The organism is Vibrio sp. QJM3NY_27, from assembly GCF_057785955.1.
Genome location: NZ_CM173512.1, coordinates 497,601 through 519,253, shown reverse-complemented (window position 1 = coordinate 519,253; position 21,653 = coordinate 497,601). Strand labels below are relative to the sequence as shown.

Below are 21,653 nucleotides of genomic sequence, written 5' to 3'. Positions count from 1 at the left end.
AGAACTAAAAACTAACTGGTGAAATGAAAAAGAGGGGGCGATTACGCTCCCTTTAATCGATTGAATTTAAGGTATCGAGATGCGTACTAAAACAAAAAAAACCACCGTATACGATGTAGCAAGACTGGCTGGCGTTTCTCCCAGCACCGTGTCTCGCTTCCTTAATCGAACCACTTATGTGTCTGACGATAAAAGCCAAAATATTGAGCAAGCGATTAAAGATACTGGCTACAAACCTAATTTTCAAATGCAAGAAAACACCAACCGACGTTCACTCACCATTGGTGTGTTGGTGCAACACCCTGACAGCCCTTATACCAGTCGTATTCTCAATGACATGGAGAAAACACTGATCGCTCAAGGCTATTCGTTAGTAATCGCGACAGGGCATTGGCAGAAAAAGTTGGAAATGCACGCGTTGGAGTATCTCGCAAAAAGTAACGTGGATGGCATGATCATCGTGACAGGAAGCATTACTCAGGAAGAGATTGCCAAGTATGCACAAGACATTCCTATCGTGATGGTTGGCTACGATTTTGTTGAGAATAACGTCCGCTCCATCAACATTGATAACGTGTTGGGCGGCTACATGGCAACCTTACATTTACTGCAACAAGGGCATGTGAATATTGCTCATATTAAGGGGCTTTCAAGTCAACCTGATTCGGGAAATCGCTTTGAAGGCTATAAGAAAGCACTTCAAGAGGCGGGCATAAAAGTGATGCCAAAACTCGTTAAACAGGGTGATTTCAGTAGTGAGTCAGGCTACGAGAAAACCGTTGAATTGATAGAGTCGAAGGTTCACTTCTCCGCCTTATTTGCTGCTAATGACCAAACGGCTTACGGTGCGATTAAGGCGCTGTCTGACCACGGTTATAAAGTGCCAGAAGATGTGTCTGTGATTGGCTTTGATGACTTGCCTACGTCTAAGTATTTCACGCCAGCCCTGACGACGCTGAGACAGCCGATTGAAGAGATTGGCGAGGTGTGTGCGCAGTCGATTTTGAACTTACTCTCCGGTGAGAGGCATGAAGCCCGCTTGCCACCGATTGATTTGATTGTGAGAGAGTCGACCAAGTCTTTGTATCGTTAGTATGCCATGAAGTGATTTGATGCCAGGGAGTGACACTTCGAGAAGAATTATTTCCCTTCAGAAACGAAAAATGTCGCATCCATGCGACATTTCTCTTTTGGCGGCCAAACCAGTTTTGCTATATCCATTCTAGATTTCAATCCATTAGGAGATTATTCAGAATGTACATATAAGACGCTGTTAATGTTGATTAGTTCCCGTTACGCCGCATTTTTTTTCGATTTATTTTCTAAGTCGAATGACGCTGCGATTAACTTCTTGGTGTAGTCATTTTTCGGTGCATTGAAAATCTCTTCTGCAGACCCTTCTTCCATCACTTCACCCTTCTGCATCACCAATACGCGATCCGACAGTGCTTTCACTACCGAGAGGTCGTGGCTGATGAACAGAAAGCCAATATTGTGCTTGGCTTGAATGTCTTTAAGCAGGTCAATCACGGTCAGTTGCACTGACCGATCGAGTGCTGAAGTCGGTTCATCCAGCAAAATGAAAGAGGGCTCTAGAATCAGTGCGCGAGCAATCGCGATACGCTGTCTTTGCCCGCCTGAGAACTCATGCGGATAACGGTTTATTGAATTCGGCTCTAAGCGAACTTCAATCAATGCTTTGCGCGCTCTTTCTAAACGTTCTTGCTTGGATAGATGAGGTTGATGCACCGTTAAGCCTTCGGTGATGATTTCCCCAACTGTCATGCGTGGTGATAAAGAACCATAAGGATCTTGGAACACCATTTGGACATCTTTCTTGAGCTTGTGACGCTCTTTATCATTTAATAAGCTAACGTCTTGGCCTTTGTAAACAATACGTCCGGTACTTGGCAGCAAGCCAATTAATGCACGTCCAAGGGTCGATTTACCTGACCCTGATTCCCCCACAATGCCTAGCGTTTCGCCTTGTTTAAGATTCAACGAAATGCCTTTTACGGCTTCGAAGTACTGACTTTTACTCTTGATGAAATGTGATTTAACCAAGAACTGAACTCGGATATCGTCAGCAGACAATAGCTCTGGGGCTGACGCCTCAACAGGAACCTTAGCGCCTTTAGGAATCGAGTTAATCAGCATGCGTGTGTAATCGTGTCTTGGATTCTCGAATAAGGCTTGAGTCATCCCTTCTTCAACTAGCTCACCTTTGCACATCACCAGAACACGGTCGGCAAAATGTTTTACTACGCCAAGGTCATGGGTGATAAACAAAATCGCCATGCCCATCTTGCTTTGAATCTCTTTGATCAAAGAGAGCACTTCAGCCTGAACCGTTACATCTAATGCCGTAGTGGGTTCGTCGGCAATCAAAATATCGGGCTCATTAATCAAGGCCATTGCGATCATGATGCGTTGCAGCTGACCACCAGAAAACTCGTGAGGATACTTAGTGTAGGCTTGCTCTGGCATTGGTAGGTGAACCAGTTCAAACAGCTCAAGTACGCGCTGTTTGGCCTTTGACTTTGATACCTTACGGTGACACATAATGGCTTCAGCCACTTGAATACCCACACGCAGATATGGGTTCAAAGAGGTCATCGGTTCCTGAAAGATCATGCCGATTCTGTCGCCACGAATCGACTGCATTTCTCGTTCAGTCTTGCCAAGTATTGATTGCCCCTCAAATTCTATTTCAGATTGAGCATCAATGATGGCGTTATCAGGGAGCAAACGCATGAGTGCGTTAGAAGAGACTGATTTACCTGAACCTGATTCACCAACAATGGCCAAGGTTTCGCTAGAATTAAGGGTAAAGTTAACCTTTTTTACCGCATCAATGATTCCATCATTGGTTGTGAAGCTAACGGAGAGGTTATTGACTTTAAGAATGGCCCGGTCCGACATGATATATCCTTATCAATTTAAGACATTAGGTGAAGATTTCACTTCTGACGTGGTTTTAAGTTGCCCAAAATGGTGATGAGCACGTTGAATTTGTTCTAGTTCGAGCATCCAATACGAACTGCGTTGAGCACTGCAAAAAGCGATCAAATGATTGAGTAGATCTTCACTCTGTTTTTCCAGCAGTGAATAGGTGCGTTGGATCAGTTCTGTGCTTTCGAGAGAGATAAATTGCATCAGTGCGTAAGACTGATTCAAGGTGTCGAAGGCTTTCTGATGATGGCCTAAACGGTTGAAAATCTCTGATTGAGCGACACTTGCGTCTCTAAGCCCTGCAAGTAGACAGGCAAATTGGCAGGGCTTGATGTCGCTTTGGTATGCAGCATCTTGGATGTGGTGAGGAAGAGACGTTAGAACATCACCATACAGGCGCTGTGCTTCTGGCCAGTGACCTTGTTCCATTAACTGTTCAGCTTTTAGGTAGTGCATCCAGCATCGTTCAATTTCCATATCCACATCCTCAATTTATAATATCTTAAAATGTTAATGATATTTATTATCAAATGCAAATTAAAATCATTCACGTGTTAAGTTGATGAATAAAATGGCCGGTTATTCTTAAAAATGGCTCAAATTGTGCGTTATTTGTTCGGTTGAACAGCGGTGTTGCGTAAGTCACTAAATTTATAGGAAATTACATCTACACTGATTTTATCTACACCCAAGTAATGAAGGACTAAGGAGGCGGCGATGGCGATGCAAAGACTCAATACAGAACAGCTGTATAAGGTAGCGGAACTCGATAAGCTACCATGTAAGTCGACCAAAGAACTGGCTCCAATTGACGAAATCGTTGGGCAAGAACGTGCACAAAAGGCCGTTGAGTTCGCGATGTCAATCAAGGAAAAGGGTTACAACATTTATGCGATAGGGCGAAATGGTCTTGGTAAGCGCACCATGATTTTGCGCTATCTAAACCGACACACTCAAGAGGTCCAAGAGCTCTTTGATTGGTGTTATATCGCGAACTTTGAAGATATTCGCACACCGAAGGTACTCAAGTTGCCACGTGGCGTGGGCAGCAGCTTAAAGCAAGACATTGAAAAGCTGATGCGTAAATTGCTTAAAGCCATGCCGCTCGCATTCGACAATGAGATGTACTTTAGCCGTGCTGATAGGCTTAAAAACCAATTGGCCACGAAGCAACAAGCTGCGCTCGAAACAATTAGCCAAGAAGCGAAAGATAAGGGCATCAACCTGACGATTACCACTCAGGGTGATTACCAGTTTGTCGCAATGAATGGGGATGATCTTCATACCGAAGAGAGCTTCGATCTGCTTTCGCCGGAAGAGCAAGACCAGTTCGATAAAACCATTGATGGATTGGAAGTGGGTCTACGAACCATTTCTCGCGAACTGACCGAGCTTGAAGAGACGTATACAGAGAAAATTCAAAAGCTTAATGATGATACGGCGCGAGATGTGATAACGCACTTCATCAAGCAGTTGAAGCAAGACTACAGCCAATATCCAGATATCAAAAAGTACCTGACGGCACTGCGTAAAGACATTGTCGATAACGCAGATATTTTCTTGGAAGAGAGCACAGAGCAAGCAGAAGTTGCGACCGCCTCTTTGGATAAGAAAATGCCGCGTCGCTACAAGGTTAACGTGATTGTGAGCCAGAAGGAGGAGACGCTGCCGATCGTGGTTGAAGAGAATCCGAATTATCACTCTCTGTTTGGCTATGTCGAGACGGCAACTTTTAAAGGTACTGTATTTACGGACTTCTCATTGATTCGCGCTGGTAGTTTACATAGAGCCAATGGCGGTGTGTTGTTGATGGATGCGGTTAAAGTGCTCGAACAGCCTTATGTTTGGGAAGGCCTGAAGCGCGCGCTACGTTCGCGTCAATTGAGCTTCACTTCATTAGAAAAAGAGGTCACGTTAACGGGCGCGGTATCGCTTGATCCAGAACCCATCCCATTAGATGTTAAGATCATTTTGTTTGGTGATTACCGCACTTATCAACTGCTGCAACATTACGATGCGGAGTTCGGTGAACTGTTCCGTGTCACGGCCGATTTTGAAGATGAGATGAAGCGTACTGCGGATTCTGAAATGCATTATGCACGCTTCATTTCGAGCATCGTACATGACAACAACATGCTGCATTGTGATCGTAAAGCGATTGCTCGCATCATTGAGCACAGTTCTCGTCAGGCGGGTGACCAAGGTAAGTTGTCGCTGCACTCGGCACACATTGCGAATCTGCTTCGTGAGTCAAACTACGTAGCGAGAGGCTCAAAATCGAACTTGATTCGTGCAACGCACGTCGACCAAGCGTTATCTAACCAACAGATGCGTGTCGGACGACTGCAAGACAGCGTAATGGAAACCTTCACTAACGGTACAACGCTGATCCACGTAGATGGTCAGGCGGTTGGGCAGGTCAATGCGCTTTCTGTACTCAGTACGACCGATCATATGTTTGGTGCGCCGAACCGAATCACGGCTACCACAGCTTACGGTGACGGTGAAGTGATTGATATTGAAAGAAATGTAGACCTAGGTGGCAGTATTCACTCGAAAGGGGTGATGATCTTGTCTGCTTATCTTTCTTCAGTGTTTGGTAAGACAGCCAAAGTTCCGCTCACCACTAACATCACCTTCGAACAATCGTATGGTGGCGTCGATGGTGACAGTGCGAGTATGGCCGAGTTTTGTGCGGTGGTATCGGCGTTTTCTAAGCAGCCGAACCGTCAAGACATCGCAATTACCGGCTCAATGAACCAGTTCGGTGAATCTCAGCCAATTGGTGGTGTGAACGAGAAAATTGAAGGTTTCTTTGATGTGTGTGAAATCAAAGGACGTTCAAACGAACAAGGGGTGATAATCCCACGTTCGAATGTTCATAACTTAATGCTGCGCGGTGACATCGTGAAAGCAGTTGAAAAAGGCGAGTTCAATATCTGGGCGATTGACCATGTAACAGAGGCGATTGAACTGTTCACAGGCAAAGCCGCAGGTGAGGCAAGTGATGAGGGGAGCTATCCAATTGATACTATCTTTGGTATCGCTCAAGCCAAACTGAACGCACTGCGTAAATAGTTGTATAGCTAGATAGTTTATGCCTAGATAAACAGATAAACAGATAAACAGATAAACAGATAAACAGATAAAAACAGCCAAAACGCGAAAGCCATCGATTCTTGAGTCGATGGCTTTTTTATTGGTTGCGACTTTGCTCGCGAGTGAGTGGTTTGTATTTGGTCAATTCACGAATTAGACGAGCGCAGTGTGTTAAATGATCTTAGCCATTTCGTAAGCAGAGCTTGGTGCCATCGAACTTCAATTTTGCCAACAAGTGTTTGGCGTTAGCTCGGCCAATATCATCAAATTCCACACCGTATCGAGCGTAGTGCGTCGATTTTTGCAGATTACAGATGATGCCTCTCAAAGGAGGGATAAGAGGGCCATTGTAGTTTTCAGGTGTAATCTCGATAGACACTCGATCGGCAATCTGAATTGCACGAGAGGTCGGAGAGGTCACAAAACGACAACCACTTTTCGATAAGTCTCTTATCTCACAGTTTGCTCGTTGGTCGTTGAAGATGATTCTTGAAGCCAAGTTCACTTCATAGCGTGTTTCTTTACGCAGCTGAGTGACTTGCATCGTGCTTGGTGTCGAAAGCACAAGAATAGGGAAGGGTTCACCAATCTTATGGTGAATTTGGCTTCTAAAGTGAATAAGTGCGCCTTCACCTCGCAGAGAATAGGCACGAGCGGTCATCCAAAAACCTTCTTGAAAGAAAAAATTCAGATCTTCATTGGATACCTCGGGAACCTCAACCACAATACAGTTATCACTGTGCGTACCGATAAATTTGGTGGTGGCGAGAAACTTCGTGCCAACTGGAGTCGAGACATTTAATGTCAGCTCACTGCCGTGCTCAATCATGGCCAATGCATCGGTGCTGTTTATCGTAGAAACGGTGCGGTTACGAGGATCTTGAAGTGCCTGATTATGCTCCAAAGGCTTCTTCAGTGGTGCGTTCATTATATATTCTCCATGCGCCAACATGCGTCTGTTAGTTATATTGGTAACTTGCTAACAAGGGGTTATTACGTGCTAGATTGAGTAGGCGTACTCACATAGATTTATAGAGTGCCTTTTATCATTGCTGTTTTTATATTAAGCCGATGGCACTGAATTAACTACTTTGTTTGTAAGTACTTAGTTTTATTTATATGCACTTGCGTTAGTCTATTACAAGGAACTCATACTTCAAACTTTTATTGTTTGTCGTATCAATTATTTGCAGGAGTTGAGAATGCAGGCAGTAAAATGGGATCAAGAAGTGAACCAGATCACAGTTGAGCTAGAACCCAACCAGTTCGCGGTCGTTAAGTATCAAAAGGACGGAGATGTACTACATATCACTTCGACACGAATCCCTGATGAACTACAAGGCAAGGGCTTTGGCAAGGTGATGATGGAGTCGGTCTTGCCTGAAATTGAACAAGCAGGTTTCAAAATTGTGCCAGTTTGTAGCTATGTCGTTCACTACATGAATAGGCAGCTACAGTGGTCACATCTTCTATCTGATAAAGCATAGCAACGAGTAATATGTCTCAATCAATACCGTCAAATAATCGGGCTCAACCTGAAGCGAATTCAAGTCAAAATCAGCCTGATCTTTATCAACAAGAGCTTTATCAAAATAAGCTTTATCAAAAAATAGCGACCTCGTTGGGTTGTCATGAAGGGTTTGATGTCCAAGTGATTCAACGCCTGTGGGGTGGATATGGCGAGTTAGTTCGCTTGGTCTTTTCTCAACAAGGCCATGCTGAACTGAAAAGTGTGATTGTTAAACATGTCGCGTTGCCAGATAAAGCAGAACACCCAAAGGGTTGGAATACCAAACTCTCTCACCAACGAAAGGTGCACTCTTACCAAGTGGAAACGGCTTGGTATCAATCATTCACTCAACAGTGCGATGAGCGTTGCCCTGTACCTGTAGGGTTGCATTGTGAGCTACAAGAAAACGAGTGGCTGATTGTGATGCAAGACTTGGCCGAAATCGGCTTTCCGTTGATCTCTCAGTTTGATGTGCTTGCTGCTTCTGACTATCAGGCGTCTAGTTACACACGAGAAGAGCAAAAACAACGCGATGCTTGCCTTAAATGGCTCGCTAATTTTCACGCAAAGCACATCAATATCAATCAACAACAGTCGTCATCATTGTGGCAAGTCGGTACTTACTGGCATTTAGATACACGTCCTGATGAGTTAAACGCGTTGGCCGACTTACCATTGAAGAATCAAGCGCAACACATCGATCGTTTACTCAGAGAGTGTCCGTATCCAACTTTGGTGCATGGTGACGCCAAGCTTGCCAATTTCTGTTTTGATTCAGAAAGCCAAAATGCAGCTGCGGTCGATTTCCAATATGTGGGTCATGGTTGTGCGATGAAAGACGTGGCTCTGTTTATGAGCAGTGCGGTGAGGCCGCAAGATTGCGCTGCACTTGAATCAGAGGTACTGGATTCTTACTTCTATTACTTGAAAGAGGCAGTGACGTACTATCAGCCACAGCTTTCCTTCGATGATGTTGAAGCCGCATGGCGGCCAATGTTTTATGTAGCGTGGGCTGATTTTCAACGTTTTGTAAAAGGCTGGAGTCCAGAGCATTGGAAGATAAACCCGTATACTGAGCATTTGACTCAAACGGTGATTGAGCAGCTAGAAAGCCCAGAATAAATTGCCTCTTATCTGCAAACCAAATAAGAAAAAATCGCCCAATTTATGATTGGGCGATTTTGATTTTATCTAGCGTAGGCCTTAGTTCGTTTGGCTATCAGCTTCTGTTGTTCGTGTGTAAGCGAGCTTATTGGCAAGTTTGAGTTTTTTATTGAAACTCTCTTTATCAATATCTCCCATTACACGCGCAGGCTCTATTTCACCGCTGGCGGGTGAGTAAAAGAAAATTGCTGGTGGGCCAAATACATTCTTATCATTAAGCCACGCCATTTGCTCTGGAGAGCTTTCTGTCACATCAAGCTTTATTGTCTTCCACTCTTTAAGTTTTTGGCTCACTTGTTGGTCGTTGAACACGTTGGTTTCAATCACTTTACAAGACACACACCAATCTGCGTAAAGGTCGACTAGCACCTTTTGGTCGCTGCTCGCTGCGGTTTGTAACTGTTGTTCTAGCTGAACAATAGAGTCAGTTTTTTCAAAGGGAGTGACGGCAATGGATTGGGTTGATTCTCTATTCGCGAGCGGGTTAAGAGGATCGGTATTACCTAAGAAAAATCCGACAAACAAAATTAAACCATAGCTCAATGGTAGCAAAGCAGAGAACTTACGAGTACGCGCCCAACCCGGTTGTGCGGCTTCTAAAGCACCGAAATGCACACCGGAACCGATAGCAAGCAGCGCCCATAAGATCATAATGATCGATGGAGCGACAAAGCGGCTCAACAGGACAATAGCAACCGCTAACAACAGCACGCCAAACACTTGCTTAACTGAAACCATCCACGCGCCACTTCTTAATAACAGACGCCCGCCACTTGCGCCGATCGCGATAAGCGGTATGCCCATACCAAGCGCCATAACGAACAGAGTCGCTCCGCCAAACACCCAATCTTGAGTTGTGGAGACGTACAGCAACGCACCAGCCAATGGAGCACTGACACAAGGTGATACAACCAAGGCTGATATTGCGCCCATGGCAAAGACACTGGCGATCTTACCGCCTCCAAGCTTGTCTGAGCCGCTGTTGAGCTTTTGCTGCAGGGCGGCAGGCAGTTGGAGTTCATAGAATCCGAACATCGCCAATGCGAGCAGAACAAAAACCGCTGCAAAGCTACTTAACAACCAAGGTTGTTGCATCGCGGCTTGCAGGTTGACCCCTTTTGCCAAAGTGGTGACTAAGATCCCCGTCATGGCATAGCTGGTCGCCATTCCCAAAACGTAAGAACTGGAGAGTGCCGCGCCTTTCTTGCCTGTCATCGCTTTTTCGCCACCGATGATGCTAGCCAGAATCGGAATCATCGGCAGTACACATGGTGTTAGGGACAAGCCTATACCAAGCAAGAAGAACACAAGAAGCGCTTGTAACTTACCGGCTTCGGATAGGAACGAAGATAAGCCATTCGTATCCTCACTGATCTCACCTAGGGTTTGATATAGAGAGTTTGATGGCTCCTCAACCAGAGCTTCAGCTACGGTTTCGAGCATAGGTAAATCGAGCACTAACTTTTGCGGCAGATAACAAAGTCCTTTGTCTGCGCAGCCTTGATAACGCACGGTGAGTTTCCCACTTCCCGAGTAAGGAACAGTAACGGTAACGGGCTCATGAAACACGATGACGTTACCAAAGTTAGGGTCCTCTTTCTCTTCACCTGGCAGCGAATAACTCGGTTCTAACGTTGATAATGAAGACTCCCCTTTGAACGAAAATCGAGATTGATACAGGTAGTAACCCTTGTGGGTATCAAAGCTGATGATCGCGCCTTGGTCTGTGGCTTCCCATGTAACAGGGAAGGCCTCTTCAACGGGAAGAAACTCGTTTTCTTGAGCATGTAACAATCCGCTAAATAATAGAATTAACGTAAGTAGGTAGCACTTCATGGATGAAGGAACTCCGTGTTTTGGTGAATGTGTAATTGATCGTCGATGTAGATAACAGCACTGTCTTCGGGTACTGAAATGTTCGGGTTCAGTGTCAGAGAAGTGCTGAGCACACCTGCTTCCAATGTGGATGACGAGATAGCGGTAACAGAAAGGATCTTCTGCTCAACATCCTGCTTCGACAAGATATGAGAAGTGGTCTTATCGCCAAACTGCATCTGACGCTCACTGTGAGCTGAGGTCGTGAGTGCTGCGTTCGTTAACGGAACGGCGAAAAATGGGGTCTTGTTGTCTCTTGGGTCTAAGACAGCAATGTTAAATGCCGAGCCATCCGGTTTGGTGCCTAACGCATAGATGTCACCGCCAAAATTCACTAACATCGACGTCGCGCCGAGCTGTTTGCCGATCACTACCGCTTGGTCAACGGCGTACTCTTTGATGACGCCGCCAAAATCGAAACGAGTACGGGAATCAGGGACGTGTAGCCTTGTCTTTTGTAGATCGAGGGTCCCTTGTAGATCGACGGTTCCTTTTAGATCCATTGCTCCTTTCAATTCCCAAGCTTGCTTACCCAAAGCAGAAGACAAGGCTTGGAAAGCATGACTGTGCAACATCTTCGGCTTTTGTTTTAAAAGATGTTTGATGCTGCCGACCGTAGTATCAAAGGTATCGAACGTCAGTTGACTTAATCGGTCGAGATGTTGAAAAACCTCGGCAGATTCTGGGTCGAGTTCGATATCACATGACGCTCTTTGATTAATGCACTGTGTTAGCCACGAATCGTCGCAGTAGAAGTTATATTTGTCTTCCAATCGGCGTGTGTTTTGCTCTATCTCATCGGCGATTGCTTTTGCGCTTGTTTCTGGAAAGTTAGCCAAATCCATCGACAAAATTTGCACTTCACACGGTACGGTCATGGCATGAAAGCGGTACACAAAGGGTAGATTAGAACTCATAGGTTGCTCCAACCGCCCACCATTGCGCTTCAAAACCGTTGCTCTGTTCGTAATACGCAGCAAGCGCATTTAAGCGTAATTTCTTATGTACCTTGATACTTGCCCCTAGTTCATAGGCATTGGCGGTGAAGTTGCCTAAGCGAAGGTCTGAAGTCGCGTAGCCTGACGATGCAAAAGAAGGATCGGCACTACTAGGGTCGCGATAGAAATCGGCTGCATCTTGCGTGTACCAAAAATAGCCCGGTGCCAAGGTTAACCATTCACTCACTCGCCAAGATAATTTGCCGCCTAATTGGTGAGACATTACGCCCCAATCATCCATGAACCATTTGTATCTTGGTCGGATTTTTAGACTGTCGGATAATGAATAAAAGGCTTGGATATTGATACCGCCAGAGAGTCGCGTATCCGGTCGAGAATCTTGTCCCAAGAACACTTCATCATCATCGATTTTACCGTCGTCATTGATATCGACTTCACGCAGAACCGTTAAATAGTGATTACTCAAATAGCCACTCCGGTAACCCGTGTAAGCGGTAAAAATGCTGTATAGATTCGGTGTGAAGGTTTGAGATAATCCGGCTTCTAAACTGCCGGTGAAAATGTCTTCCCAGCTCTGGCTGTTTGATGACGCCAACGAGTATTTGCCGAACGCTTGAGTTTGATCGAAAAGGACAGAGCCACCTAGACTGTAAGAGCGGTTCTTAGTGCTATCGGCATAGATCAAACCTTTGGCGTTAATACCAAGGCTTTCATAATCTTCTTCTTGAGATGCGTTGCCACCTAAGGTCCATTCATTACGTAACGTGTCACGATAGGTCGCGCTTAAGCTGATGGACTTTCTGGTGTCTTCAAGCCCTACTTTTTGGATTTCATAGCCACTGCGGTGAGGATCGTAGCCTGCACGAATAACCTCGTCGGTTTTATTCTGTGCTTGTTGAGTTTTCAGGGCGCGGTTGACCTGATCCGCATCCGAAGCGAGAGGTGTTGTTGGCCCCCATGCCGGAGATGCGCCAGAAACACTGTCGTAGCTTATCTCTGCGTTGAGTGTCCAATCTAAGCCGATACTTTTCTCAATCGAAACCATTGTGTCATTGGCTGATACTCTGTCATCGTATTCCTCATAGCTCAGGTAATGAACAGAGATATGATCTTCAGCTAATGCCACGTTAGCCACTGCCGCTGCACTCAGCAGCGTAATTGGTAATTTTTTCATTTTGTTCTTATTTTGTTTTTTTAAATACTGATTTGTTCATTGATGGAGCGGTTAGTTACAACCACAGCCACCGCCACCAACACCACTGCCGCCGACGGAACCTTGTTTGTAAGCGAAGACCTTTTCAGAAAAGACGTCGAATTCAGGCACCGGGCCACCGGGTTTCATCTCTTTTTGAGCCAATGTGCCTTTTTCCCAAGGCTTTACAGGTTCAATACCAAGAAACTCATCAACGAAAGCCAGAGCGGAAGGTTTGTTGCTCACTTCTGGTGCTTTCTGTTCGATAACCAATTGCTTTGCCTTGGGTTTCACCATTTCAATGTTTCGTCTGGTTGCACGTTTCGCTTCTGGGTTTGAATAATCACCGCCACTTGAATAAACGGTGCTGGAGATGATCTCTTCTTCAATGATTGGACCATCGCTATTTGTGCTGCTATTACTTGTTTGCTGTTCTGTGGGCTTCTTTCCTAAACCACTAAGATCGAGTTCAAGAGCCGCATTAGCAGTCATTGGAATAGCGAGTAGCCCAACAAGGGTGGCTTTGGTTAGCATTACAGTTGCACTCCCATCTTGGTGAGGTCGTCAGTAATGACGTCGCTAATGTGGTTGATGGCACCAAAACGAATCTTGATAACCTTGCCTTGATAGATGTAATAAAGCGCTGGCATGCCGATCGGCTTGAACTCGGCAATCAATGCTTGTTCAGGGTCGTTAACAACAGGGAATTCCAGTCCGAGCTGCTTTTGAAACGCTAAGCCAACCACAACATCTTCATCAACGTCCACGCCTTTAAACGTGACACCAGTGCCTTTGAGTTCGGTGTAAAGCTGATTGACTTCCGGTAGCTCTTCGCGGCAAGAGACGCACCACTCTGCAAAGAAGTCGACAATGGTCAGTTCATCCTTGTTGAGTTGAAGTTTTTCGATGACGTCTGGCGACAACGAATCCCCTTCTTGATAAGCCAATGCAGGTAAAGAAAGGCACAGCGCCAATAGCGCTAGGGCTCGTGTAAACATGTTTTTCTCCATATTGTTTTTAACTTGTTTGTTTTTAATTCAATGCTTAAATTCAGGTGTTTCGAATCAAACGCTTTGTTTGGATTAGCGAGTGAGTTTGATGGTTGCCGAGTATTCAACCGCTAAAATATCGGAAAAGTACTCGTTGAGTTGAGCCGTGCTGGTGGCACTAAACACGCGTTGTGGATCCCCGGCACAGTTCTCGAATTGAGTGATTCGAGAAGGGCTGACGCCATAGCCGATGAAGTTCATTTCGATGCCATATTGATTGATTGCGGTAGTACAGAACCCGGCGTTAACCAGTCGGTCAAACGTGTCTCCTTCGTCAGCACCGTCGGTGAAGAGCACTAGCTTTCTTCTGGTTTCAGGTACTGTGCTGACGTTGATTCCCCATGCTTGTTGCCAGCTCGGGATCAGTTGTCTCACTCCCCATAACAAGCCGTGAAAAGAGCGAGTACCGCCATTTGCTGTTAGGTTGTTTATCGAGTTTTGGACGCGGGAAAATACGCTGGTCAATGGCAGCATTGGTGAATCTTGATTGCAGTCGCTTAACCACTTACTCGGTGGTGTAAATTTCACTGGTCGCTCTGAGTGAAGCGTCGCGAGGTTATCGACGGTCAGTGCCGCAGAGAAATCGCCATTACGATAGCTAAGCCCATCGATACAGTAGATTCCGGCTGCTTCTTTGGATAACCAAGGTGGGCGCTGCGCTGCAACGCCAGAGTCGAAAGGAACGATCGAAATTCTCACAGAATCTAAATCGTTAGTGTTATTGCTCTGAGATTGAATCGTATTCAAGGCGTTGGATAAAATGGATTTCAACGACTGGATGTTTGAACCCATCGACCCAGAAACATCAAGGACCAATACCAGCTCCGTTGGAATCGACGATTGCTTGCTTTCAACCACGCCTTTATAACCACCACCCGTCGCCGTTACCTTGTTTGCATAGCTCTCATATTGGAAGTTGGGCAGTAAGGGTGACAATGAATAACCTAGGCTAATTCGACAGTCTTGGTTTTCCGGCGGTAATCCACTCACCCCTTTCAGTGTTGGGCGATAGTAATCTTGGTAAGCCTGCATCATTCTTGGAGTCGCCTTTTTAGCATAAGCACAAGCTAATGCGGCCGAGTCGGCGGCTTGCGCAGCGCGGTTTGAAACCATCACTTGCGCCGAGACCATCAGGGTGCCAACGGCGATGAAAAGCGCGGGAAACAGTAACGCCAAGAATGAAATGGTCATGGAGCCTTGCTGTTTTTTAAGCGCATTACTACCGAATATTGGTTTAACCATAATGCTTTCCTATCACGGCTGATGAACTTGAGAGTGTTTTAGGAAGATCGAGTCGCTTGTAGTCAAACGGTGTATTCACACATAAAGTGAGTTGAACCAAGGTGGATGGTCTTCCAACTAACGCAGGGTCGCCGCTTCCCTCAACGATAAGTGTCTCTAGTTGATCGATGGGAGTGTACTTTTGACAGGTAATCCCGGCATGGATGATGGGCTTGTATTCCCAGTTCGAAGCGGTGGTATCAAATACACGGCTTTCAAGTACCAGCCCAATATTGCTGCGCTTAATGTCTTGCGGAAGATAACGTTCGGCGAGATCGAGAAGCTGATCCTTTAACGTATTAGGTAATCCGTTTGGGCCTTGCTCTGGTTTCAATTGCGTTAGTGAAACGGCGTTGACTAGGTTATATGTCACGTTGTCGAGCTGAGTCTGTAGGTTGAATAAGCGGTAGGTAGCAACAAGCCCCCACAAAATGATCATGAGTGCGAGTACAACGAAGGGGAATTCAATCGCTGCTGAACCCGCTTGTTTTTTTCGAGGTGTTTTATTTGTTGTCATAACTAACCAGTACCTTTCTTTTCAAGGTTGTCATGTTGCCGATAGACTCAGAAAACTGAGTTGATAGATTAGGTAATAAGGCAAATGAAAATGAGTAAGACACCTTGTACTCGCCTAACACTGCTCTGCTTTTGGATACCGGTTTTTCATTAACTAAATCTGAGAAGTTTTCGGCGTATAGCGGTGAAGATAAGCTGATTTTATCCTTACTTATCAATGGGAACTTTGCGATAGTCTCGGCAAAAGCTTGGTCTGAAATAGGACTAATCGGCCGTGTCTTGGCCTCACGAACACCCGCATTAACGGCTACATCAAGGGTGATGTTGACCAACAGCAGGCGGCAGATCTCAAAGAAACCGATGATCAGTATCAGGAACGGTACCACCAACATTGCAAACTCGACGGTCTGCGCACCTTTTTGACGTGAGAGCATCACAGTTCTCCTTGCTCATTTTTGGCAGCAAGCTCTTGGTAATACAGACTATTGTTGGCGAACTCAGGTTGAGATAGATGTTCACGAGCGATACTTTTCGCGGACGCACTGTCTCCAGAAAGCGCATAAGCCAGTGCTAGGTTGAGCTGGAGTTTTACACTCGCTTCCCCTCGGACAAAAATCGGGTGCAGAATTCGGATCCCTTGCTCTGGTTTACCATCGAGTATCCAAGCCATGGCTAAGTTGTTGCGATACTCATTACTGGATGGCATCAAACTAAGGGCATGAGAGTAAGATTCACGCGCTTTTGAATACTGCTTATTGAGCGAGTAACTCACGCCTAAACTATTTTGGGCAACGTCATCAGTTGTTACTAACCTGACAGATTCTTCGAGCGCTGATGTGGCTTGTTCAAGCTCACCGAGCGCCAACCACGCGCGGCCAAGTTCTCTGTAAATCGCGCTCGATTGATTAAGATCGATACCACGTTTTAGGTAATGCAGCGCCTCATCATAACGACTCGCTTGATTTGCAGCGGACCCCATTAGCAATAGTAACTGCGGATCATCAGGCTTCGATACCAGCATCTTTCGGTACAGATCCATGGCACTCTCTGGTTTGCCATTCATCAGTGCAACCTCTGCGACTTTCATGTCTTCAGAGGCCTCTTTTTCAACGTTATTCGTTGACTGACAGCCGACTAAAATTAGCGCTAAACCCAAGAGAACGATCTTGTTCATAAGCCCCCCAGAGTTTGTTTAAGGGATAACATGATTGGCACAACAATAATGCCCACAACAGGTAGCATGATGAAGACCACTAAAGGGAATGACATCTTGGCTGGTATTTTTCCTACCCACTCTTCAAGCTCTAAGAAGTGATATTGGCGGCTATCAGAGGCAATTAGCTTTAACGCTTCAGCGAGAGGTGTGCCGTATTGAAGCGCTTGATTCATGGTGGTCACAATATTGTTGATGTCAGAAAGCTGGACTCGTTTGTCTAGGTTTGAAAGTGCCGTTTGTGGTGAATCAAGAACCGATATCTCAGTCGCAGTGAGTAGCCATTCGCGTGACAACGCTGGAGAGATAGCACGCATCTCTTCACCGACACAGCGGAATACTGCTTCGAGTGTTAGACCTGATGCGACACACACCACCATCAGATCGACGGCATCAGGAATAACGCGGCTAATTTGCATTCGTACTTGGTTCACACGCCAATCTAGAATGCGGTCGAACAGGATGCCGACCACAATGGCGATTGCGATACATTCGGCCATAGAGTTCATGCTAAGCACTTGGATTCGAGTGACATACCAAGCAATAGATCCTGTCACCATCGTCAATAGTCTTAAGCCAAGAAAATAGATCTCTGCATTAGGACTCAACCAGCCCATGAGGATTAACTTCTGGCGTCGTGGTTTTGCACCTTGGAAGCGCCATTTACTTGAAGCGGTGGTGTACTTAGAGGAGTAGCTCGATACGCGAGTCAGTCGTTCAGCGACTACATCTCGTTTGAAAGAAGACAAGTGCGCGACAACTGTCAGTAGTAATGCACATCCCAACAGAAGCAAGGCAACATACATCATGATGAGAACCTTTTGTTACGAGTCAGAGCGTTCAAAATGAGTGTGCCTGAGCTGATGCTGATGACGGCGTAGGTCAGTACACGCTGTCCCGATTCTGTGTTGAATAATTGGACTATCATGGTGGGTTCCATCAAATAGATACCACCCAATAACCCCAGGGGTAAGATTGAGAGAAAGAGGGCTGTCATACGAGGCTCCGAGGTTAAGCTTTTGACCTTTTTTCTCATCGCTCGATTGTCATGCATGGTTCTGCTTAAGCTTTGAAGAATGTCGCGCAGTTGGCCACCATTCGATTGATTCAGGATCAACGCGACCGAGAAGTAGCGGAAACTGCTGTAAGGAAGCCGAACGCATGCATCATCGAGGCTTTGGCGAAGGCTTAAACCGAGCGTTAAGTTGTCGCGAATATAGGAGAACTCACGTCCTAATAGCCCTGGTTGGGTTTCTGACACTTGCTCAATTGCTTGTGGGATTGAGAGCCCCGCAGCCACAGCTCTAGAAATCAGCCCTAGCACATTGATGATGCCTTGTTCGAACTCTTCTACCTGCATTTTTCGGCGGTATATCACCAAGGCACATGTGCATACAAACCAAAGTCCAATAGCGGCCAGAAGTTGATGATGCATTGCCAGTTGGGGAAATAACATGTGACCAGATGCAGGGAAGCCGATAGCTGATAAGGCAATAAAGTACTTATCCCAAACTGGCAGCAATGCATTCATTCGCAAAAAGAAAGCATGCAGTTTGTTGCTGGGCTGGTGGTTGGTTTTTTTGATTGAAACGTCAGCTGTGAGCGAGCGTTGACTGCCGCTTACCAATAACAGCCGTTTATTGACGATAGCTTGCTTTGAGCTCAATCTGATTAACCCGATCGCGACAAACAAAACAAAAACAGTGAGAACTAGGATCATCAGGCTTCAAGCTCCATCGCCACTCTGAGTTGAGCATCGAGTTGGTGATACTTGGCTTTTTCATTGAAGCTTGGTACGCACTTAGCACTCTTGTATTCGCCAATTAGGTTACCTTGTTGATCTTCCGATAAAGGCTTGAATTTGAACAAGTCTTGAGTGATGTATTGTTCTCCTTCTAACCCTTGCACCTCGGTGATCGAAACAATGCGTCGTTTGCCATCACGCATTCTTTCGACTTGTATAACCACATCGATGGTGTCTGCGATTTGGCGGCGCAATGAGAACAGAGGCAGGGTCGCTTGGCTCATCATCAACATGTTTTCCATGCGAACCAGTGCGTCAGTCGCCGAGTTTGCGTGCAATGTACACAGTGAACCATCATGGCCGGTGTTCATTGCCTGCATCATTTCAAAGGCTTCATCGCCACGAACTTCGCCTAAAATGATGCGATCTGGTCGCATACGTAGAGCATTTCGCACCAACTCTCGCTGGGTTATTGGCGTTAAGCCTTCGGCATTGGCTGGGCGAGTTTCAGCGCGCACAACATGAGGCTGTTGTAGACGCAGTTCTGCGGTGTCTTCGATGGTAATGATGCGCTCTTGAGGTGAAATGCTAAAAGACATCGCATTGAGCAGTGTGGTTTTACCTGCACCAGTGCCTCCCGCAACAAGCACATTAAGGCGTGAGCGAACAATAATATCGATAAGTTTGACCATCGATTTCGACATTGCGCCAAACTGAGCCAATTGGCTGAGTGTTAGCTTATTCTCATTGAATTTTCGGATGGAAATGTAGGTTCCATCAAGCGCGAGCGGTGGGATCATCACATTGACACGGCTACCATCATCCAATCGAGCATCGACTAATGGATTCGATTCATCGATTCTTCGTCCAACCTTGCTGACGATGCGTCGCGCTAGGTTGAGAAGTTGTTCTTCATTGCGAAATTGAACGGCCGTTTTTTGCAATTTTCCTGAGCGTTCTACGTAGACTTCACGGTACCCATTGACCATGATGTCGGTAATGCCTTGGTCTTCAATTAAGGGCTGAAGTGGACCTAATCCTAGAAACTCATTAAGCAATTGTTCCACCGAATGAGCGACATCTTTGTGACCAAGCGGTAACTGTTTAGAGATCACGATATCTGACACCATTTCGGCAATTCTAGCTTCAAGATCGGGTGCGCTTAAACTCACTACAACCGATGGGTCGATCGCCTTGATGACCTCTTCATGAATCACATGATAATGCTCACGAACTGAGGGTGTTGATGTGAGGGCTTCATGTGTTCGAGCTCTATTCGCTTCAATCGGATCTATGGTTTGTGTGTTCTGACCAAACATTATGCGCCTCGCTTCCAAAAACGGCGGCTGGCTTGTTGCGGCTCACCAGTGACTAGTTCAAGTAGAGAGTTAAACGCGAGCTTCACTTTCCTATTGCCTTTATGGGCAGGCTGACCAAGCGATGACTTGCTCAGGAAATGGTTAGGCAAAAACGGGATCACGACGTCTACGGATGTGCCGAGTGATTTCTTCACATCATTGACCGAAATAAGGGATGCGGAATCGGACTTACAATGGTTCAACACCACAATGGTTTGCGAAGCTGCTTGGTTTTGAAGTCGTTTGATTATCTGGCCTGCATTGCGAATGGAGCTGAGTGTAGGCTCGACCACAATGATTCGGATATCGGCACTTTTTAGCGCTTCAAAGCCAACTTGGTCACGCAATGAATAGGTCGGGATGTCGATCAATAAGTAGTCTGAACTTTGCAGGCAGAACTTTGTAAACTGATCGAATGCACTCTTTTGTGGCCAAAATGGTGTGGTGTCTAAAGGTAGATAACCGGTAAAGAGCGTGTGCTCGGGTGACACACTGATCCCACTGCGCTCAAACACGAGAGGTTCTAATCTTTCTGGGTATTGTAAAAGCTCTACCAACGCCGTGTTGCCTTCGACATTGAGTAGCAAATCTAAATCACCCATCGAAAAATCGAGGTCCATACAAGTTACTCGTTTATCGAGTTCGGCAAGCTGCTGCGATAACGTCGCGATAATGGTGCTGCTTCCTGAGCCACCTTTTGCACTGACAATGGAAACGATTTTTTCATTTCGTTTTTCGTTGTTGAGTTGCAAAGCAGCAAAGGAGACGTGTTCAAGATCTTGTGGTGTCACAGGGTTGACTAAATAGTCACTGGCACCGGATGCGAGCATTCCACGGTAAGCAAAAATTTCGGTTGAATGACCAATCGCGATAACTTGGCACCCAGTACGTTGTATTAAACGCTGCACAACCTGTTTCGATTCTGGCAATTCGCTATTCAGTACATCGAGGAAGATGGTTTTAACATCGTTCTTAAGTACCTGTCTCACCACGTCATCTTCTTGATTCGAAGAGGTTGTGATGTTGTTGATACCGAAATCATTCAATGTGTATGTGAGCGCTAATGTATCGAGCTGCTCTGATGCCGCGATCAGTACCGTTAAGTTGTGTACTTGGTTCATTGCGAACCTCCTAGCGTGGTATTCGAAGAACCAGAGTTTGTCTGTTGGTTTTGTGCTGGTGGTGCAAAGTAGTTATCGATGCTAGACACCGCTTTTTGTCCTTGTGCACTTTCGATGGGCTGACCAACTATCAGGTCTTTTGGATTTGCGACCATTTGCGCCAGTGCATTGGCATTCGCACAGCCAAAATTGCGCTGAGTACGATAAGCGTTGAGTGTGGTTCTTGGTGTTTTACCCGCGTCACATGCCGTTACTTTGGCACGATAAGATTCAACAAAAATCGTGATGTCGCCTTTACCTTGCGCCGCAGTGTCTGACACTGAAATTTGCGAAGGGTAGAGGCCTGACTCAATCAGACGAAGCCTGACTTTTTCACTTTGGCTTTCTCCTTTCTGAGTCGTATTTTCAATCTTGATCATTAAGTTGGATAGCGTGCCTCGGCGAGCAATAAAGTCAGAGATATCAGCTTTCTCTTGAGCCGATAACGTTTTACCCGACAGTGTTAAAGTCAGCTTGTTTGTCACGGACACCACATCCACAGACGGTTGCTGGGTTGTAGGCGTTGGCGCGCAACCCGCAAGCGCAATGAGAGCGGGCAGTAATAAGGATAATTTGTTCAT

At 45.9% G+C, this 21,653-nt stretch carries 21 protein-coding genes; 4 read left to right on the top strand and 17 right to left on the bottom strand.

Annotated features, from left to right (window positions below; all coding sequences use genetic code 11):
* Positions 1 to 79 precede the first annotated feature (79 nt).
* Entirely contained in the window at positions 80 to 1,093 is a 1,014-nt protein-coding gene (locus AC3CIA_RS18230) for a LacI family DNA-binding transcriptional regulator (RefSeq protein ID WP_004732795.1), read from the top strand.
* Positions 1,094 to 1,293: 200 nt separating this feature from the next.
* Here the strand turns inward: AC3CIA_RS18230 and AC3CIA_RS18225 are convergent, their stop codons facing one another.
* A complete protein-coding gene (locus AC3CIA_RS18225; RefSeq protein ID WP_488519455.1) occupies positions 1,294 to 2,922 on the bottom strand; it encodes an ABC transporter ATP-binding protein in 1,629 nt (542 codons plus the stop codon).
* A 12-nt stretch (positions 2,923 to 2,934) separates the two neighbouring features.
* Entirely contained in the window at positions 2,935 to 3,429 is a 495-nt protein-coding gene (locus AC3CIA_RS18220) for a hypothetical protein (protein ID WP_114634337.1), read from the bottom strand.
* Between the two features lie 240 nt (positions 3,430 to 3,669).
* Here AC3CIA_RS18220 and AC3CIA_RS18215 point away from each other — a divergent pair, with 240 nt between their 5' ends.
* Positions 3,670 to 6,030, top strand: coding sequence for a Lon protease family protein (locus AC3CIA_RS18215; RefSeq protein WP_017083022.1), 2,361 nt, complete (start codon positions 3,670 to 3,672; stop codon positions 6,028 to 6,030).
* A gap of 202 nt (positions 6,031 to 6,232) precedes the next feature.
* On the opposite strand, the gene AC3CIA_RS18210 is transcribed toward AC3CIA_RS18215, so the two are convergent.
* Positions 6,233 to 6,979 carry a flagellar brake protein gene (locus AC3CIA_RS18210; RefSeq protein ID WP_004732802.1) on the bottom strand — a complete coding sequence of 249 codons (747 nt, stop codon included), beginning with the start codon at positions 6,977 to 6,979 and terminating at the stop codon, positions 6,233 to 6,235.
* A 274-nt stretch (positions 6,980 to 7,253) separates the two neighbouring features.
* Between AC3CIA_RS18210 and AC3CIA_RS18205 the strand changes: the two genes are divergently transcribed.
* Together AC3CIA_RS18205 and AC3CIA_RS18200 are read left to right on the top strand one after the other, a co-directional pair.
* Positions 7,254 to 7,538, top strand: a complete 285-nt coding sequence (locus AC3CIA_RS18205) for a GNAT family N-acetyltransferase (protein ID WP_488519454.1) — start codon at positions 7,254 to 7,256, stop codon at positions 7,536 to 7,538.
* 11 nt (positions 7,539 to 7,549) lie between these two features.
* Positions 7,550 to 8,683, top strand: coding sequence for a phosphotransferase (locus AC3CIA_RS18200; protein WP_488519453.1), 1,134 nt, complete (start codon positions 7,550 to 7,552; stop codon positions 8,681 to 8,683).
* Between the two features lie 81 nt (positions 8,684 to 8,764).
* Here AC3CIA_RS18200 and dsbD read toward each other — a convergent pair whose 3' ends face one another.
* The 14 genes from dsbD to AC3CIA_RS18130 all read right to left on the bottom strand — a co-directional run bounded on the left by dsbD (position 8,765) and on the right by AC3CIA_RS18130 (position 21,653).
* The gene (gene dsbD / locus AC3CIA_RS18195; protein ID WP_488519452.1) at positions 8,765 to 10,561 is read right to left on the bottom strand and encodes a protein-disulfide reductase DsbD; all 1,797 of its coding nucleotides are present in this window, start codon (positions 10,559 to 10,561) and stop codon (positions 8,765 to 8,767) included.
* A complete protein-coding gene (locus AC3CIA_RS18190; RefSeq protein WP_488519451.1) occupies positions 10,558 to 11,517 on the bottom strand; it encodes an FAD:protein FMN transferase in 960 nt (319 codons plus the stop codon). Before AC3CIA_RS18190 ends, dsbD begins: the two co-directional genes overlap by 4 nt.
* Positions 11,507 to 12,733 carry a DUF3570 domain-containing protein gene (locus AC3CIA_RS18185; protein ID WP_017111396.1) on the bottom strand — a complete coding sequence of 409 codons (1,227 nt, stop codon included), beginning with the start codon at positions 12,731 to 12,733 and terminating at the stop codon, positions 11,507 to 11,509. The genes AC3CIA_RS18190 and AC3CIA_RS18185 overlap by 11 nt, the downstream gene beginning before the upstream one ends.
* A gap of 51 nt (positions 12,734 to 12,784) precedes the next feature.
* Complete coding sequence (locus tag AC3CIA_RS18180; RefSeq protein ID WP_371715879.1) at positions 12,785 to 13,285, bottom strand: DUF4266 domain-containing protein; 501 nt, start codon at positions 13,283 to 13,285, stop codon at positions 12,785 to 12,787.
* The gene (locus tag AC3CIA_RS18175; protein WP_488519450.1) at positions 13,285 to 13,749 is read right to left on the bottom strand and encodes a TlpA family protein disulfide reductase; all 465 of its coding nucleotides are present in this window, start codon (positions 13,747 to 13,749) and stop codon (positions 13,285 to 13,287) included. The genes AC3CIA_RS18180 and AC3CIA_RS18175 overlap by 1 nt, the downstream gene beginning before the upstream one ends.
* Positions 13,750 to 13,833: 84 nt before the next feature.
* Positions 13,834 to 15,042, bottom strand: a complete 1,209-nt coding sequence (locus AC3CIA_RS18170; protein ID WP_488519449.1) for a vWA domain-containing protein — start codon at positions 15,040 to 15,042, stop codon at positions 13,834 to 13,836.
* Positions 15,035 to 15,598: a tight adherence pilus pseudopilin TadF gene (gene tadF, locus AC3CIA_RS18165; protein WP_488519448.1), complete on the bottom strand. Its 564-nt coding sequence runs from the start codon at positions 15,596 to 15,598 to the stop codon at positions 15,035 to 15,037. The genes AC3CIA_RS18170 and tadF overlap by 8 nt, the downstream gene beginning before the upstream one ends.
* Entirely contained in the window at positions 15,585 to 16,031 is a 447-nt protein-coding gene (locus tag AC3CIA_RS18160) for a TadE/TadG family type IV pilus assembly protein (RefSeq protein ID WP_488519447.1), read from the bottom strand. Before AC3CIA_RS18160 ends, tadF begins: the two co-directional genes overlap by 14 nt.
* Entirely contained in the window at positions 16,031 to 16,771 is a 741-nt protein-coding gene (locus AC3CIA_RS18155) for a tetratricopeptide repeat protein (protein ID WP_488519446.1), read from the bottom strand. Before AC3CIA_RS18155 ends, AC3CIA_RS18160 begins: the two co-directional genes overlap by 1 nt.
* Positions 16,768 to 17,619 carry a type II secretion system F family protein gene (locus AC3CIA_RS18150; RefSeq protein WP_488519445.1) on the bottom strand — a complete coding sequence of 284 codons (852 nt, stop codon included), beginning with the start codon at positions 17,617 to 17,619 and terminating at the stop codon, positions 16,768 to 16,770. Before AC3CIA_RS18150 ends, AC3CIA_RS18155 begins: the two co-directional genes overlap by 4 nt.
* The gene (locus AC3CIA_RS18145) at positions 17,616 to 18,530 is read right to left on the bottom strand and encodes a type II secretion system F family protein (protein WP_488519444.1); all 915 of its coding nucleotides are present in this window, start codon (positions 18,528 to 18,530) and stop codon (positions 17,616 to 17,618) included. The genes AC3CIA_RS18150 and AC3CIA_RS18145 overlap by 4 nt, the downstream gene beginning before the upstream one ends.
* The gene (locus tag AC3CIA_RS18140) at positions 18,530 to 19,873 is read right to left on the bottom strand and encodes a TadA family conjugal transfer-associated ATPase (RefSeq protein WP_488519443.1); all 1,344 of its coding nucleotides are present in this window, start codon (positions 19,871 to 19,873) and stop codon (positions 18,530 to 18,532) included. Before AC3CIA_RS18140 ends, AC3CIA_RS18145 begins: the two co-directional genes overlap by 1 nt.
* A complete protein-coding gene (locus tag AC3CIA_RS18135) occupies positions 19,873 to 21,033 on the bottom strand; it encodes a CpaE/TadZ family protein (protein WP_488519442.1) in 1,161 nt (386 codons plus the stop codon). Before AC3CIA_RS18135 ends, AC3CIA_RS18140 begins: the two co-directional genes overlap by 1 nt.
* Positions 21,030 to 21,653, bottom strand: a complete 624-nt coding sequence (locus tag AC3CIA_RS18130; RefSeq protein WP_488519441.1) for a CpaD family pilus assembly lipoprotein — start codon at positions 21,651 to 21,653, stop codon at positions 21,030 to 21,032. Before AC3CIA_RS18130 ends, AC3CIA_RS18135 begins: the two co-directional genes overlap by 4 nt.

What these genes read in the sequence shown, in the direction of transcription:
- AC3CIA_RS18150 (WP_488519445.1), bottom strand. Translation starts at nt 17,619, where the DNA reads ATGATGTATGTTGCCTTGCTTCTGTTGGGATGTGCATTACTACTGACA.
- AC3CIA_RS18205 (WP_488519454.1), top strand. Translation starts at nt 7,254, where the DNA reads ATGCAGGCAGTAAAATGGGATCAAGAAGTGAACCAGATCACAGTTGAG.
- AC3CIA_RS18170 (WP_488519449.1), bottom strand. Translation starts at nt 15,042, where the DNA reads ATGGTTAAACCAATATTCGGTAGTAATGCGCTTAAAAAACAGCAAGGC.
- AC3CIA_RS18155 (WP_488519446.1), bottom strand. Translation starts at nt 16,771, where the DNA reads ATGAACAAGATCGTTCTCTTGGGTTTAGCGCTAATTTTAGTCGGCTGT.
- AC3CIA_RS18210 (WP_004732802.1), bottom strand. Translation starts at nt 6,979, where the DNA reads ATGAACGCACCACTGAAGAAGCCTTTGGAGCATAATCAGGCACTTCAA.
- AC3CIA_RS18160 (WP_488519447.1), bottom strand. Translation starts at nt 16,031, where the DNA reads ATGCTCTCACGTCAAAAAGGTGCGCAGACCGTCGAGTTTGCAATGTTG.
- AC3CIA_RS18175 (WP_488519450.1), bottom strand. Translation starts at nt 13,749, where the DNA reads ATGTTTACACGAGCCCTAGCGCTATTGGCGCTGTGCCTTTCTTTACCT.
- AC3CIA_RS18140 (WP_488519443.1), bottom strand. Translation starts at nt 19,873, where the DNA reads ATGTTTGGTCAGAACACACAAACCATAGATCCGATTGAAGCGAATAGA.
- tadF (WP_488519448.1), bottom strand. Translation starts at nt 15,598, where the DNA reads ATGACAACAAATAAAACACCTCGAAAAAAACAAGCGGGTTCAGCAGCG.
- AC3CIA_RS18225 (WP_488519455.1), bottom strand. Translation starts at nt 2,922, where the DNA reads ATGTCGGACCGGGCCATTCTTAAAGTCAATAACCTCTCCGTTAGCTTC.
- AC3CIA_RS18130 (WP_488519441.1), bottom strand. Translation starts at nt 21,653, where the DNA reads ATGAACAAATTATCCTTATTACTGCCCGCTCTCATTGCGCTTGCGGGT.
- dsbD (WP_488519452.1), bottom strand. Translation starts at nt 10,561, where the DNA reads ATGAAGTGCTACCTACTTACGTTAATTCTATTATTTAGCGGATTGTTA.
- AC3CIA_RS18190 (WP_488519451.1), bottom strand. Translation starts at nt 11,517, where the DNA reads ATGAGTTCTAATCTACCCTTTGTGTACCGCTTTCATGCCATGACCGTA.
- AC3CIA_RS18180 (WP_371715879.1), bottom strand. Translation starts at nt 13,285, where the DNA reads ATGCTAACCAAAGCCACCCTTGTTGGGCTACTCGCTATTCCAATGACT.
- AC3CIA_RS18200 (WP_488519453.1), top strand. Translation starts at nt 7,550, where the DNA reads ATGTCTCAATCAATACCGTCAAATAATCGGGCTCAACCTGAAGCGAAT.
- AC3CIA_RS18145 (WP_488519444.1), bottom strand. Translation starts at nt 18,530, where the DNA reads ATGATCCTAGTTCTCACTGTTTTTGTTTTGTTTGTCGCGATCGGGTTA.
- AC3CIA_RS18135 (WP_488519442.1), bottom strand. Translation starts at nt 21,033, where the DNA reads ATGAACCAAGTACACAACTTAACGGTACTGATCGCGGCATCAGAGCAG.
- AC3CIA_RS18230 (WP_004732795.1), top strand. Translation starts at nt 80, where the DNA reads ATGCGTACTAAAACAAAAAAAACCACCGTATACGATGTAGCAAGACTG.
- AC3CIA_RS18220 (WP_114634337.1), bottom strand. Translation starts at nt 3,429, where the DNA reads ATGGAAATTGAACGATGCTGGATGCACTACCTAAAAGCTGAACAGTTA.
- AC3CIA_RS18215 (WP_017083022.1), top strand. Translation starts at nt 3,670, where the DNA reads ATGGCGATGCAAAGACTCAATACAGAACAGCTGTATAAGGTAGCGGAA.
- AC3CIA_RS18185 (WP_017111396.1), bottom strand. Translation starts at nt 12,733, where the DNA reads ATGAAAAAATTACCAATTACGCTGCTGAGTGCAGCGGCAGTGGCTAAC.